The organism is Streptomyces muensis (assembly GCF_021474425.1).
Lineage (GTDB): Bacteria > Actinomycetota > Actinomycetes > Streptomycetales > Streptomycetaceae > Streptomyces > Streptomyces muensis.
Window position 1 is genome coordinate 30,710 of the sequence record NZ_JAKEIP010000045.1, and the last position, 15,197, is coordinate 45,906.

Annotated in this window: 9 protein-coding genes; 6 read left to right on the forward strand and 3 right to left on the reverse strand. The window is 69.0% G+C overall.

All coding sequences use genetic code 11. From position 1 onward, the window contains the following. Window positions 1-47: 47 nt before the first annotated feature. Window positions 48-1,268 (reverse strand): trypsin-like serine peptidase, encoded by a 1,221-nt coding sequence (locus tag L0P92_RS14460; RefSeq protein ID WP_234763057.1) that lies wholly within the window; start codon window positions 1,266-1,268, stop codon window positions 48-50. 657 nt (window positions 1,269-1,925) lie between these two features. On the opposite strand from L0P92_RS14460, the gene L0P92_RS14465 reads away from it, so the two are divergent. The 4 genes from L0P92_RS14465 to L0P92_RS14480 all read left to right on the forward strand — a co-directional run bounded on the left by L0P92_RS14465 (window position 1,926) and on the right by L0P92_RS14480 (window position 9,144). Beyond that, a complete protein-coding gene (locus L0P92_RS14465; RefSeq protein ID WP_234763058.1) occupies window positions 1,926-3,467 on the forward strand; it encodes a diaminobutyrate--2-oxoglutarate transaminase family protein in 1,542 nt (513 codons plus the stop codon). 233 nt (window positions 3,468-3,700) lie between these two features. Continuing rightward, window positions 3,701-5,677: an IucA/IucC family protein gene (locus L0P92_RS14470; RefSeq protein WP_372497262.1), complete on the forward strand. Its 1,977-nt coding sequence runs from the start codon at window positions 3,701-3,703 to the stop codon at window positions 5,675-5,677. 180 nt (window positions 5,678-5,857) lie between these two features. After that, window positions 5,858-6,820, forward strand: a complete 963-nt coding sequence (locus L0P92_RS14475; protein ID WP_234763059.1) for a GNAT family N-acetyltransferase — start codon at window positions 5,858-5,860, stop codon at window positions 6,818-6,820. A 344-nt stretch (window positions 6,821-7,164) separates the two neighbouring features. After that, window positions 7,165-9,144, forward strand: coding sequence for an ATP-dependent DNA helicase (locus tag L0P92_RS14480; RefSeq protein ID WP_234763060.1), 1,980 nt, complete (start codon window positions 7,165-7,167; stop codon window positions 9,142-9,144). 186 nt (window positions 9,145-9,330) lie between these two features. Here L0P92_RS14480 and lexA read toward each other — a convergent pair whose 3' ends face one another. Continuing rightward, the gene (gene lexA, locus L0P92_RS14485) at window positions 9,331-10,110 is read right to left on the reverse strand and encodes a transcriptional repressor LexA (protein ID WP_003997358.1); all 780 of its coding nucleotides are present in this window, start codon (window positions 10,108-10,110) and stop codon (window positions 9,331-9,333) included. A 563-nt stretch (window positions 10,111-10,673) separates the two neighbouring features. On the opposite strand from lexA, the gene nrdR reads away from it, so the two are divergent. After that, the gene (nrdR, locus tag L0P92_RS14490) at window positions 10,674-11,237 is read left to right on the forward strand and encodes a transcriptional regulator NrdR (RefSeq protein WP_234763061.1); all 564 of its coding nucleotides are present in this window, start codon (window positions 10,674-10,676) and stop codon (window positions 11,235-11,237) included. A gap of 165 nt (window positions 11,238-11,402) precedes the next feature. Further along, a complete protein-coding gene (locus L0P92_RS14495) occupies window positions 11,403-14,297 on the forward strand; it encodes a vitamin B12-dependent ribonucleotide reductase (protein WP_234763062.1) in 2,895 nt (964 codons plus the stop codon). Between the two features lie 127 nt (window positions 14,298-14,424). On the opposite strand, the gene L0P92_RS14500 is transcribed toward L0P92_RS14495, so the two are convergent. Next, window positions 14,425-14,958, reverse strand: a complete 534-nt coding sequence (locus L0P92_RS14500) for a TerD family protein (protein WP_234763063.1) — start codon at window positions 14,956-14,958, stop codon at window positions 14,425-14,427. Window positions 14,959-15,197 lie beyond the last annotated feature (239 nt).

Below are 15,197 nucleotides of genomic sequence, written 5' to 3' on the forward strand. Positions count from 1 at the left end.
GAGGCGGTGAAGGTTTCTCCCCCGACTCACCGCCGCCGGCACCTACGTCACCGACCGGCGAACTTGTCGCTCACCTTGTCGAAGATGCCGTTGGCCTCCTTGCCCAGCCGTGGGCCCGCCAGCCAGCCCGAGTCCACCGGGCCGATGGAGGTGTTGGAGACCAGCGCCGGCTTGCCGTCCGAGCCCGTCGCGACCCAGCCGCCACCGGACGAACCGCCGGTCATGGTGCAGCCGATGCGGTACATCGTCGGGTCCGACGCCTTCAGCGAGAGCCGACCCGGCCTGTCCTGGCACTGGTACAGCTTCTGGCCGTCGAACGGCGCGGCCGCCGGGTAACCGATCGCCTTGATGCTGTCCACCTCGGGGACGGCGGGCGCGTCGAAGTCCACGGGCAGGGCCGAACCGACCGTCTCCTCCAGGGACTTGCCGTTGCCGCCCGCCTCCGGCTTCACATGGAGCACGGCGAAGTCGTACGAGGCGCCGTCCCCACCCGTCGCACCGCCCTGGGCGATCCACTGGTCCGAGGTCTGCGCCCAGTCGGCCCACCAGACGCCGTAAGGAGCGACCTGCTCCCGTGTGGCGTTCTTGATCTCCGCGGCCGACATGCCCGAGTCGTTGTAGGACGGCACGAACGCGATGTTGCGGTACCAGCCGCCGCTCTTGCCGGCGTGCACACAGTGACCGGCCGTCCAGACCATGTTGGACTTGCCGGGGTTGGCCGGGTCCTGGACGACCGTCGCCGAGCAGACCATCGTGCCTTCGGGGGAGTCGAAGAACACCTTGCCCGCCTCGGGCGCGTTGGCGTGGTACGAAGCCGGCACGGCCTTGGCGGACACGGGCTGCGGCGTCGGGTCGGTCACACCCTGGTCACCGGAGAGGTCGCTGTCGTCGACGCCCCGGTCCGGATCCTCGGCGTCCCGCATCCGGTCCGGGTCCCACAGGCCCTCGATGATCGGGTTGATGTAGTCCTGCGCCTCGCGGAGCCAGTCGTCCTTGTCCCACTGCTTCCAGGCCCCGTCCTTCCACTTGTCGATGTCGATCCCGTGCTCTTTGAGCTTGTCCTTGATGTCGTCCGGGATCGTGATCTTGCCCTCGCCCCCGGCGGCCGGGGACGCGGTGGCCGCGCCGCCCGCCTCGGCGTCACCCGACTCACAGGCCGTGACGGTGAGGGCCAGCGCCGCGGCGAGCGCGACCACGGGGAGCGGGGAGGTGGTGCGGCGCGTGTTCCTCCCCCGACGAGCGGTGAACGACGGCCGTATCGAACGCATGATCTGACTCCCCCTGGGATGACGGTACTTGGCGCCGTGGCCGTGAACCTCCGCGGATGCATCGCTGATTCGGCGTGGTGTCACGGCGCGTTGGGACGGCACCACACACTATGCGCTCGCTGTGGGGGAGTTCCGACGGAACGGCAACGGTTTCGCTACGGGCTGTCTGAGCTGGCAATTCATCCGGGGAGGTGCTGATTTGACGCGTGCGGGGCGTCGGCCGAGGCCGTCGGTGCCCACATGGACGGCGGACTCGTCCAGCACGGCGGCCTTGACGCGCTGGGGACGCCGTCGAGGTCGAGACATCGAGGTCGAGGACGTCGAGGTCGAGGACCCGGGGTGGCCTCCTCGCGCCACGACTGGATGGCGCGGCCGATAGTACGCACGGAGCGGTCCGGCCGACGCCGGGCCCCAGGCTCCGGGCCTCCGGGGCCAAGCCGGTCGATGACGGGTGAGCAGGTAGCGATGATCTTGAAGCGACCCGTAACCCGGTGAACGGTCCGGGGTTGGTAGCGGTGGGGGGCCTGCTGTCTGAGTGCGGTCCCCTGTGCCCAGTTCCCCGGAGTTTCGAGTGGACGCTCGCGGGGCTTCGTATGTCGGGTCGGGCGAGGATGCGAGAGACCTGCTCGCCCCTGGACAGCGGGAGGACAGGGAGCCATGGCAGTGACCGAATCCGTGCGCGGGGAAACATCCGAGTCGGCGGGGGCGCGCGCCGCGCACGAGGGGATCCTGCGGCGACAGTCGGCGCGCGAGTCGGCGGCACGCACCTACGCACGTGCCCTGCCCATCGTGCCGGTGAGGGCGCGCGGACTGACCATCGAGGGGGCCGACGGCCGCCGCTACCTGGACTGTCTGTCCGGCGCGGGGACGCTGGCGCTCGGACACAACCACCCCGTGGTCCTCGAGGCCATCCGCAAGGTCCTGGACTCGGGCGCGCCCCTGCATGTCCTGGACCTGGCGACCCCCGTCAAGGACGCCTTCATCACCGAGCTGTTCCACACCTTGCCGCCCGGCCTTGCCGACCACGCGCGCGTACAGTTCTGCGGCCCGGCCGGCACGGACGCGGTGGAGGCCGCGTTCAAGCTCGTCCGGGCCGCCACCGGGCGCAACGGAATCCTCGCCTTCAGCGGCGCGTACCACGGGATGACCGCCGGAGCGCTCGAAGCGTCCGGGGGCGCCTTCGACGTACGGGTCGCGCGCCTGCCCTACCCGCAGGACTACCGCTGTCCCTTCGGCGTCGGCGGCGAACGCGGTGCCGAACTCGCCGCTCGCTGGACCGAGTCCGTCCTCGAAGACCCCAAGTCGGGAGTGCCCCATCCCGCCGGGATGATCCTCGAGCCCGTCCAGGGCGAGGGTGGCGTGATCCCCGCGCCGGACGGCTGGCTGCGGCGCATGCGGCAGATCACCGCTGACCGTTCCATCCCGCTGATCGCCGACGAGGTTCAGACGGGCGTCGGGCGCACCGGTGCCTTCTGGGCCGTGGAGCACAGCGGCGTCACCCCCGACGTCATGGTCCTCTCCAAGGCCATCGGCGGCAGCCTCCCCCTGGCGGTCATCGTCTACCGCGACGAACTCGACGCCTGGCAACCCGGCGCGCATGCCGGAACGTTCCGCGGAAACCAGCTGGCCATGGCGGCCGGCACAGCGACCCTCGCGTACGTCCGCCAGAACCAGCTCGCCGAGCGGGCGGCCGAACTGGGCTCGCGAATGCTGCGTCGACTCCAGGCACTCGCAGGGGAGTTCCGGTGCATCGGCGATGTGCGGGGGAGGGGGCTGATGATCGGGGTCGAGGTGGTGGAACCCGAGGCCGAGTCCACACCTGGTGCGAGGCCGCGGACGGCAGGTTTGGCGGCGCCCGCGGGACGGGCGGTGGCAGCGCAGGACCAGGACCGCCATCCACGTCCAGCTGCCCCCGAACTCGCTGCAGCCATCCAGCGGGAGTGCCTTCGACGCGGCCTGATCGTCGAACTCGGCGGCCGCCACTCCAGCGTCGTACGCCTGCTTCCACCCCTGACCATCAGCGACGAGCAGGCCAACGCGGTGCTGGACCGACTGGCCGACGCGGTGGACGCGGTGTCCCGCGACTACGCCGCCCACGACGGCAGTTACCAGCCGCACCAGGGCCATCAATACCGCGGCGACCGAACAGACCGGACAGACGGCACAGGTCGCGCAGGTCGAGCCGACTGGGCCATGTAGCCCGGCAACCCATGGGCGTGCGTCACTACGCACCCCAAGCTGTGCCGTCACGTCGCGTGCAGCCGACCGCCTCACACCCGAGCACCCCCTCATGCCCCACCGAAACCTCACCGCCAACTGACACACCCCCTCCGAGCCCACCTCTGGAGCACGGCCCCTCAAGGCCACGCCACCCTCACCACCAGCACGGCGGCCGTCGCCGCACAGCCGGAACCACTTCAAGAGGACCAGCCTTGACCACCACCCCCGCGACAGCCGGCCGTACCGATACCCGCGCGCAGAGCTCCTCCGTTCGACGTCCCTCCCAGCAGGGGCAGCCCGTGCCGGCACAGGGCCTTGCCCCGGACGAGGAGCGACTGCACGAGGACACCGCCGACTCCCTGGAGCATCCCGACCCACACGTGGCAGCCCAGGCCGCTGCGGTGGAGAACCTGCTCCGCTGCTGGGTGCGCGAGACGAACGTCCCGGCACCCGACCACGGAGTCCTCCGAATCCCCCTGCCGGCCACAGGCACCACCCTGCTGGTCCCGGTCCACTACTGGTCCCCGGCGGGGTGGCACCGCTTCGGTCTCCCGCCCCAGTCCCCGCCGACCGACGCGGTCACCCTCGCCGCACTGCTCATCAGGGAGACACTCGGCGGCGGCAACCCCGCTGGTGGCGGCGCCGCACCTCTGCCGACCTCCGACTCCTCCGTCTCTCTAGCGCCCTCAGCCCTGCCTCTCCCCGCAATCTCCACGGCCGCCACTGACCTCGTTGCCCGCGTCGCCGACTCCGTCCGGCGAACCGTCACGTTCATCAGCGAGCGCCGCGAAGAGCCCGGCGACGGCCCTGACCGCTTCCTCGCGGCCGAGCAGGCACTCATGCTCGGACACCCGCTCCATCCGACGCCGAAGAGCCGCGAGGGTCTCTCCGAGAGCGAAGCCCGGCGGTACTCACCCGAGTTGCGTGGCTCCTTCCCCCTGCACTGGCTGGCTGTCGCTCCCTCCCTGCTCGCCACTGACTCTGCTTGGACCGAACGGGGCCGCGCTGTCCCCGCCGCCCAGCTCACGGCCCGACTCGCCGGCACTGGGCTGCCGTTGCCCGACGGGTACGCGGCCCTCCCCCTGCACCCGTGGCAGCACCGCGAAGTCCTGTCCCGCGCCGACACCGCGGCCCTGGTCGAAGCCGGTCTGCTCCGGGACCTCGGCGCCCGCGGCGCCCCATGGCATCCCACCTCCTCCGTCCGAACCGTCCACAGGTCCGGTGCCGCCGCCATGCTCAAGCTTTCGCTGGGCCTGCGGATCACCAACTCCCGTCGTGAGAACCTCCGCAAGGAGCTGCACCGCGGCGTCGAGGTCCACCGACTCCTGCGCACAGGTGTCTCGACCCGGTGGCAGGCGGCGCACCCGGGTTTCGACATCGTTCGCGATCCGGCATGGCTCGCCGTCGACGGGCCGGACGGCGCTCCTGTGCCTGGCTTCGACGTGGTGATCCGGCACAACCCGTTCATGCCTTCCGACGACGTGTCCTGCGTGGCCGGACTCGTCTCACCTCGCCCCTTTGCACGACCCGGCACTCCCACCGGCCGACCGCGATCGGGCAAGGAACTGCTTCGGTCCCGTCTGGCCGAGGTGGTCACGCATCTCGCCGCCCGGACAGCGCGCCCTCGCGAGGCCGTTGCCGCCGAGTGGTTCCTGCGCTACCTCGAGCAGGTTGTCCGTCCGGTGCTGTGGCTGGACTCTGAGGTCGGGATCGCCCTGGAGGCGCACCAGCAGAACACCCTGCTCCTGCTGGATGGTGACGGTTGGCCATCGGGCGGCCGGTACCGCGACAACCAGGGTTACTACTTCCGCGAGTCCCGTCGCCAGGAACTCGAAGCTCGGCTTCCAGGTATCGGCGAGCGCAGCGACACCTTCGTCTCGGACGAGGTCACCGACGAGCGGTTCGTGTACTACCTCGCGATCAACAACGTGTTCGGTCTCATTGGCGCGTTCGGTTCCCAGCGTCTCGCCGACGAACAGTTGCTGCTCGCAGCCTTCCGCCGTTTCCTCGGCGAAGTCGCCTCCGGTCCCGCCCGGTTGAGCACAGCACTGCCCGCTCACCTGCTCGACTCACCAGTCCTGCGGTGCAAGGCGAATCTGCTGACCCGACTGCACGGCCTTGACGAACTCGTCGGCCCGGTCGACACCCAGTCCGTCTACGTCACCATCGCCAACCCCCTGCATACCTGACCATCACTGTCGCCCCTCGTCGTTCCGCACTTCTGTCCGGTCGCCACCCCCCCGTCGGCATCCCTCGCCTCCGTCACCGCCTCGCTCGACTCCTGTGCTCCCGATTCCGTCCCTGGCTTTCACCCACTCCTTCATCCCTGAGGAACATGACCCACCCCGTCTCCTGAGAGGAGCGTCGTCGTGCCCCCCACCGACGCGAGTGCCGACGCCGAGACCGATACCGCCGCCGACGCCGATACCGCCCCCGTCACCGACATCGGTACCGCCACGACCCCGGGCGCTCGTGAGCGCCGTGTCGCTCCCGCTCCAGCCCCCGCCGCCGGCGCGAGCGCCGACAGCGAGGACACGCTGGACGTGCCCTTGCCCGACGAGATCATCGCGCTCTTCACGGAGGACGCCGGTGCCGGCCGGACAGGGAACCTGGGCGCACGCTCGGGGCCCGCGGTGGCCTCTGCACCTGCACCCGCAGCCCCCTCCGTACCCGATTCCACGGACGCGCCTGTGCCCGACCTCACCGAGGCACCCGTACTCGGTCCCACGGCCGCACCCGACTCCGACCTGTCCATCGCCGACGATCTGCTGGACCACGTTGCCGACTGGGGGCCGATCAGCACATCCGCAGGAGTCCTCCACCTGGTCCCTGTGCGAGTCGACCGCGACCTCCCGATCATCGGCCGTTGGATGAACGATCCCGCCGTCGCGGCGTTCTGGGGACTCGCCGGACCCCAGAACGCGACCGAGGAACACCTGCGGATCCACCTCTCCGGCGACGGACGCAGCGTCCCCTGCCTGGGATTGTTGGAAGGCACGCCGATGAGCTACTGGGAGATCTACCGAGCCGACCTCGACCCGCTGGCCCGGCACTATCCGGCCCGGCCCCATGACACCGGCGTCCATCTCCTCATCGGGGCCGTGGGTGACCGAGGGCGAGGACTCGGTGGAATCCTTCTCCGAGCAGTCGCCGACCTCGCCTTGGACAAGCGCCCGGCCTGCGCTCGCATCGTCGCCGAACCCGACATTCGTAACACCCCTTCCGTCGCCGCTTTCCTGAGCGCCGGCTTCCGGTTCTCCGCCGAGGTCGACCTGCCCGCCAAGCGGGCTGCCCTCATGGTCAGAGACCGAAGTCTGCGCCATCTGCTGTGACGCCAAGTCGCAGCGCCATCACTTTTGGTACACCGCTCGCGGCGATCCGGTTCCCAGTCCCGACGAACCGGTTTCGGGTCCGGACCGACCTGGATCACAGACGTACAGCTCCGACCTCGACCGACCCGATCCCGCATCCACCCCAGCCGGCTCCAGCCCTCATCCGAAACCCACCCCGCACCCACCCGAGCCGAGCACAACCCCATTCCGCACCCGCCCGAACAAACCCCGCACCCACCTGAACCGATCCGAACCTCACCCGAGGAATCCCAGGTCTTGATCCCGCCGCTCGTCCCGACCGTGGGCGCCCGTTTGTCAGTGCCGGGCCGTAGGGTGGTCGCGCTATGACAAAGCCCTCACTCCCCGAACTCCTGCATGCTGCCGTCACTGCCGTCGGCGGTACGGAGCGCCCCGGCCAGGTGACCATGGCCGAATCCGTCGCGGAGGCGATCGACGGCGGGTCCCATCTGCTGGTCCAGGCCGGCACCGGCACCGGAAAGTCGCTGGGCTACCTCGTGCCGGCGCTCGCCCAGGGGGAGCGCGTCGTCGTGGCGACGGCCACCCTGGCGCTCCAGCGCCAACTCGTGGAGCGGGACCTGCCGCGCACCGTCGAGGCACTGCACCCACTGCTGCGCCGTCGCCCCGAGTTCGCGATGCTCAAGGGCAGGTCGAACTACCTGTGTCTGCACCGCCTCCACGAGGGCGTGCCGCAGGACGAGGAAGAGGGTCTCTTCGACCAGTTCGAGGCCGCCGCACCCACCAGCAAGCTGGGGCAGGATCTGCTGCGGCTGCGTGAGTGGTCGGACGAGACGGAGACGGGTGACCGGGACGGCCTGACGCCCGGTGTGTCCGACCGGGCCTGGGCCCAGGTGTCGGTGTCGTCGCGTGAATGCCTAGGTGCTTCGAAGTGCGCGTACGGCGCCGAGTGCTTCGCCGAGATGGCCCGCGAGCGCGCCAAGCTCGCGGAGGTCGTCGTCACCAACCACGCCCTGCTCGCGATCGACGCCATTGAGGGCGCTCCCGTCCTCCCGCAGCACGAGGTCCTGATCGTCGACGAGGCACACGAGCTGGTCTCCCGGGTCACCGGAGTCGCCACCGGCGAACTCACGCCGGGGCAGGTCAACCGCGCGGTGCGCCGTGCCGCGAAGCTCGTCAACGAGAAGGCCGCCGACCAGCTCCAGACCGCCGCAGAGGGCTTCGAGAGGCTGATGGAGCTTGCGTTGCCGGGCCGCCTGGAGGAGATCCCGGAAGACCTCGCCTACGCCCTCATGGCGCTGCGCGACGCCGGCCGCACGGTCATCTCCGCGATCGGGGCGACCCGCGACAAGTCGGTGCAGGACGAGGACGCGGTCCGCAAGCAGGCGCTGGCTTCGGTGGAGACCGTGCACGACGTGGCGGAGCGCATCACGAACGGCTCCGAGTGGGATGTCGTCTGGTACGAGCGTCATGACCGTTTCGGGGCTTCCCTGCGCGTGGCCCCCATGTCCGTGTCGGGCCTGTTGCGGGAGAAGCTCTTCGCGGATCGGTCGGTCGTCCTTACTTCCGCGACCTTGAAGCTGGGCGGCGACTTCAACGGCGTCGGGGCTTCCCTGGGACTCGCCCCCGAGGGCACCGAGGGCGATGACCTTCCGCAGTGGAAGGGAGTGGATGTCGGCTCGCCCTTCGAGTACCGCAAGCAGGGCATTCTCTACGTTGCCAAGCACCTGTCGCGCCCCGCGCGGGACGGCGATCGGGTGGACATGCTCGACGAGCTGACCGAGCTCATTCAGGCGGCAGGCGGCCGCACGCTCGGCCTGTTCTCCTCGATGCGAGCCGCCCAGCTGGCTGCCGAGGAGCTCCGCTCCCGCATTCCCGAGTTCCCGATCCTCCTCCAGGGCGAGGAGACGCTCGGCGAACTGATCAAGAACTTCGCGGCCGATCCGAAGACCTGCCTCTTCGGCACGCTCTCCCTCTGGCAGGGGGTCGACGTTCCCGGCCCGAGCTGTCAGCTGGTCGTCATGGACAAGATCCCGTTCCCGCGCCCCGACGACCCTCTGATGAGCGCCCGCCAGAAGGCGGTGGAGGACGCCGGTGGCAACGGCTTCATGGCGGTCGCGGCCACTCATGCCGCGCTGCTCATGGCACAGGGCGCCGGCCGCCTCGTACGGGCATCGGGGGACCGCGGCGTGGTCGCCGTACTGGACCAGCGGCTGGCCACCGCTCGGTACGGGAGCTATCTGAAGGCGTCACTGCCCGACTTCTGGTTCACGACGGACCGTAACCAGGTTCGAAAGTCGCTGGCCGCCATCGACGCGGCGGCGAAGAAGTCGGAAGCGGAACAGTGATCGGGGGTTAGCCTGTCGCGGCGCCGCGACAGGCTAACCCCCGATCTTGCGTCCACTGACGTCGGGGTCTGCACGCTCAGGATCTGGAGCAGCACGAGCCTCGGAACAGCACAGGGCCCCGGAACCGGCGCAGGGGTTCCGGGGCCCGGTCAGAGGGCGACGCCGTGCTCCTCGCCCGCCGCAGCGTCACACGCGCCGCAGCACCGCCACCACCTTGCCCAGGATGGTCGCGTCGTCACCGGGAATCGGCTCGTACGCAGAGTTGTGGGGGAGAAGCCAGACGTGGCCGTCCTCGCGCTTGAAGCGCTTGACGGTGGCTTCGCCGTCGAGCATCGCGGCCACGATGTCGCCGTTCTCGGCGACCGGCTGGCGCCGGACCGTGACCCAGTCACCGTCGCAGATCGCGGCCTCGATCATCGAGTCACCGACGACCTTCAGCACGAACAGCTCGCCGTCGCCGACCAGCTGTCGGGGGAGGGGGAAGACGTCCTCGACGGACTCCTCCGCGAGGATGGGGCCACCGGCGGCGATGCGGCCGACCAGCGGAACGTACGACGCGGCGGGCTTGCCGGTGGTGTCCGTGGGCTGCACGGAGGCGGCCTGGTCGGAGCCGCGCACCTCGTACGCGCGCGGACGGTGCGGGTCACGGCGGAGGAAGCCCTTGCGCTCCAGTGCCATCAGCTGGTGTGCCACCGAGGACGTGCTGGACAGGCCGACCGCCTGGCCGATCTCCCGCATCGACGGCGGGTAGCCGCGCCGCTGCACGGAATCCCTGATGACCTCGATCACACGGCGCTGGCGATCGGTGAGCCCTGAGCTGTCCGCCCGGATGCCGGGAGGTCGGCCCGGTAGGGAGCGCTTGTGCCCCTCGGGATTCATGGCTTCGTTCATCGCATGCACCGGCTCGAGTCGGCCCTGGGAGCGGTCCTGGGCAGTGATGGTGGCACTGTCTGCGGTGGTGGTCACGTCGGCCCCTCTCGATGGTCTCCCTGTTGCACAACGGTAGTTGCTTTCGAAAGGTTGCGCCAAACACACGTTCGAGTGAAAAATCGCGAATCACCTGACGTGATCGTGTGTCCGGGTGTATGGCTGGCGCACGGTCCGACGGGCAAATGGGTTCATTGTTGTACCCTTCACCGCCGGGGTGACGACCTCGTGGGTTGTTGCCCCAGTCTGCCATCCGAGATCGGATCAGCCGGGAACCGACCCCCATCTGTGCGGGAGTCCCACGTCCCCTTCGTGCGGCGCTCACGGTATCTCCGTATGTGCCGGGGCGATACGTCTGTGCGCAAAGCGCGTCGCGAGTCGGTGCGGCCGTACGGCGCCCGCCATGGTCTGTGCGACACGCGCGAACCGTGTCGATGTATGAGCCAATCCCCACATCTAGTGGTTGGATTGCGGCAGCAGCCCAGAAGTTGTGGTCCCCCCGGTCTTCGACCGCTCGGAGATCGCCTATGCTTGGGGCTGCTTCGAGGGGCCCATGAGGTCCAGCGAGGCTATTGAGTCTGCTGTGAGGAGGGTTGAGAGCTATGCACTGCCCCTTCTGCAGGCACCCCGACAGTCGCGTCGTCGACAGCCGTACGACCGACGACGGCACGTCGATCCGTCGACGCCGCCAGTGTCCTGACTGCTCCCGCCGTTTCACGACGGTGGAGACGTGCTCGCTGATGGTGATCAAGCGGTCCGGAGTCACCGAGCCATTCAGTCGCACCAAGGTCATCAACGGCGTGCGCAAGGCATGCCAGGGACGACCGGTCACCGAGGACGCGCTCGCCCAGCTCGGCCAACGGGTCGAGGAGGCGGTGCGAGCCACCGGCAGCGCCGAGCTGACGACCCACGACGTGGGGCTGGCCATACTCGGCCCGTTGCAGGAGCTCGACCTCGTGGCCTTTCTGCGATTCGCCTCCGTCTACCGGGCGTTCGACTCGCTCGAGGACTTCGAGGCCGCTATCGCGGAACTCAGGGAGCCGACGGGACGCCCCGCCGCGGACGACGACGACCGCGAAGACGACGCAGTCACGGGGGGCCAGGAAGACGATCGTGGGCCCGGAGGGACCGCACAGGTCCCCGTGCCCGCCAACGCCGCCGACTGAGGGCGGGCCGGATCCGGTCCTCGGACTCTCGGATCCGGCCGGACGGCGGCGACAGAGGACCTGCTGCGGGCGGCAATCGGACGGTGCCCGCAGCACCAGACAGAACACGTGCCACGGGGAACATCGGGGCACTTCAGGGCGTTTTAGCCCGTACAGGGAGGCGGCATGACAGAGACGGCGAGCGGTCCGGCACGGAGTTCCCGCGCCAAGGGCACCAAGGCGACCAAGGGACTGCGTATCGAGCGCATCCACACCACCCCCGGCGTACACCCGTACGACGAGGTGGCCTGGGAGCGCCGTGACGTCGTCATGACCAACTGGCGCGACGGCTCTGTGAACTTCGAGCAGCGCGGCGTCGAGTTCCCCGACTTCTGGTCGGTGAACGCGGTCAACATCGTCACCAGCAAGTACTTCCGGGGCGCCGTGGGCACCCCGCAGCGCGAGGTGAGCCTCAAGCAGCTCATCGACCGCATCGTGAAGACGTATCGGAAGGCCGGCGAGGACTACAAGTACTTCGCCTCGCCCGCCGACGCCGAGATCTTCGAGCACGAGCTGGCCTACGCCCTCCTGCACCAGATCTTCAGCTTCAACAGCCCCGTCTGGTTCAACGTCGGTACGCCCCAACCGCAGCAGGTCTCCGCCTGCTTCATCCTGGCCGTCGACGACTCCATGGAGTCGATCCTCGACTGGTACAAGGAAGAGGGCATGATCTTCAAGGGCGGCTCCGGCGCCGGCCTGAACCTCTCCCGGATCCGCTCCTCCAAGGAACTGCTCTCCTCCGGTGGCAACGCCTCCGGTCCGGTCTCCTTCATGCGCGGTGCCGACGCCTCTGCAGGAACGATCAAGTCGGGCGGCGCCACCCGCCGCGCCGCCAAGATGGTCATCCTCGACGTCGACCACCCCGACATCGAGGACTTCATCGAGACCAAGGTCAAGGAAGAGGAGAAGATCCGCGCCCTGCGTGACGCGGGCTTCGACATGGACCTGGGCGGCGACGACATCACGTCCGTCCAGTACCAGAACGCCAACAACTCGGTCCGTGTGAACGACGAGTTCATGAAGGCCGTCGAGACCGGCGGCAAGTTCGGCCTCCGCGCGCGGATGACCGGCGAGGTCATCGAAGAGGTCGACGCCAAGGCCCTCTTCCGCAAGATGGCCGAGGCCGCCTGGGCCTGCGCCGACCCCGGCATCCAGTACGACGACACCATCAACCACTGGCACACCTGCCCGGAGTCCGGCCGTATCAACGGCTCGAACCCCTGCAGCGAGTACATGCACCTGGACAACACGTCCTGCAACCTCGCCTCGCTGAACCTGATGAAGTTCCTGAAGGACGACGGCTTGGGCAACCAGTCCTTCGACGTCGAGCGCTTCGCGAAGGTCGTCGAGCTCGTCATCACCGCGATGGACATCTCCATCTGCTTCGCGGACTTCCCGACGCAGAAGATCGGTGAGAACACGCGCGCGTTCCGCCAGCTCGGCATCGGCTACGCCAACCTCGGCGCCCTGCTGATGGCGACGGGTCACGCGTACGACTCCGACGGCGGCCGCGCCCTCGCCGGCGCCATCACCTCCCTGATGACGGGCACGTCGTACAAGCGTTCCGCCGAACTCGCCGCGGTCGTCGGCGCGTACGACGGCTACGCCCGCAACGCCCAGCCGCACCTGCGCGTCATGAAGCAGCACGCCGACGCCAACACCGTGGCCGTCCGCATGGACGACCTGGACACGCCGATCTGGGCCGCCGCCACGGAGGCCTGGCAGGACGTGCTGCGCCTCGGCGAGAAGAACGGATTCCGTAACTCCCAGGCGTCCGTCATCGCCCCGACCGGCACCATCGGTCTCGCGATGTCCTGCGACACCACCGGTCTTGAGCCCGACCTCGCGCTGGTCAAGTTCAAGAAGCTGGTCGGCGGCGGCTCGATGCAGATCGTCAACGGCACCGTCCCGCAGGCCCTGCGTCGCCTCGGCTACCAGGAGGAGCAGATCGAGGCGATCGTCGCCCACATCGCCGAGCACGGCAATGTCGTCGACGCCCCCGGTCTCAAGCACGAGCACTACGAGGTGTTCGACTGCGCCATGGGCGAGCGTTCCATCTCCGCGATGGGCCACGTCCGCATGATGGCCGCGATCCAGCCCTGGATCTCCGGCGCCCTGTCCAAGACGGTCAACATGCCGGAGTCGGCGACCGTCGAGGAGGTCGAGGAGATCTACTTCGAGGCCTGGAAGCTGGGCGTCAAGGCGCTCGCCATCTACCGCGACAACTGCAAGGTCGGCCAGCCGCTCTCCGCCAAGACCAAGGAGAAGGAGAAGGCCGAGATCACGGAGAAGGCCGAGGCCACCATCCGTGAGACGGTCGAGAAGGTCGTCGAGTACCGTCCGGTCCGCAAGCGCCTCCCGAAGGGCCGTCCCGGCATCACCACCTCCTTCACCGTCGGCGGCGCCGAGGGCTACATGACCGCCAACTCCTACCCGGACGACGGTCTCGGCGAGGTCTTCCTGAAGATGTCCAAGCAGGGCTCGACCCTCGCGGGCATGATGGACGCCTTCTCCATCGCCGTCTCGGTGGGCCTCCAGTACGGCGTGCCGCTGGAGACGTACGTCTCGAAGTTCACGAACATGCGCTTCGAGCCGGCCGGCATGACGGACGACCCGGACGTGCGGATGGCGCAGTCGATCGTCGACTACATCTTCCGCCGCCTGGCGCTGGACTTCCTGCCCTTCGAGACGCGCTCCGCACTCGGCATCCACTCCGCCGAGGAGCGTCAGCGTCACCTGGAGACGGGCTCCTACGAGCCCAACGAGGACGAGGTCGACGTCGAGGGCCTGGCCCAGTCGGCGCCGCGCGCCCAGGAGCTGAAGGCCGTCGCCACGCCGAAGGCCGAGGCATCGGCGGCCAAGCCCGCTCCGCAGCAGGCCCACACCAGCGCCGAGCTGGTGGAGATGCAGCTGGGCATCCAGGCCGACGCCCCGCTGTGCTTCTCCTGCGGCACGAAGATGCAACGGGCCGGCTCCTGCTACATCTGCGAGGGTTGCGGCTCGACCAGCGGCTGCAGCTGACATCGGGCAGCGGAATGGCCTTGAAGCCGGGCAGCCGTTGAGGTGACCCGACGAAGGCCCTGAAGAGGGGCGCCGACCCTGTGTCGGCGCCCCTCTTCGCCGTATGCCCGGCGAACCTACGAGTCGCTCAGGGCTGGCGAGCCCTTCCCATAGTTGCCGTGAACGTCTCCGGGTCGTCCTCGAAACCGTGGATGCCCGGGTGGAAGTCCCATGTGCTCGATCCCTCGCGCACGAACTCCGCGACCGTCGTCGCCGTCGACCCGAGGACGCCGCCGAAGTCGTCCTCGGCCATGACCGTGTAGCCCTCACGGATGCGCAGGGCCGGATTGACGACGCTGACGAAGGTGCGCTTCGACGGGTTCTGCTGGATCACGACTCCGACCATCACGCGCGCGTACCGGCTGTCGAGCCGGTCGAGTTCCACGGTGAGGACCTCGTCCCAGCCAAAGCCCTTGCCGTCCTTGCTGTCCCGGTTGAGATAGATGGTCCCGTCGGGAGAACGGCTGTCGAAGTGCACCACGTACGCGGGATCGCCGTACGGGTCGCTCGCCAGGTAGGTCGCGGCGACGAGGTCCAGGTCGGTGGGCGGCTGCCCCGCCGGACTCGGATCCCACTTGAGTGAGATCTCGACCTTCCGGATCCCCTTGTTGATGGCGTTCACCAGGCTCCCCTTCCCCGTTTCGCGTTTGTCTCAGCCCGAACTGCCCAGCAGACAAGGCCGGTTGTCCATCCTGCCACGCGCGCGGGAGCGAACGCCGGAGAGCACTCCTGCCGAGAGTGACCGGCGCCACGCTCCGTGGCCTTACGATGGCGCGGTGCTGGTCAAGTGGATTCGCTGCACCGTGGTGGACCGCCGCGGCTTCGAGCGGGGGCAGCGAAAGTGGGCGGGGCTTCTGGGGG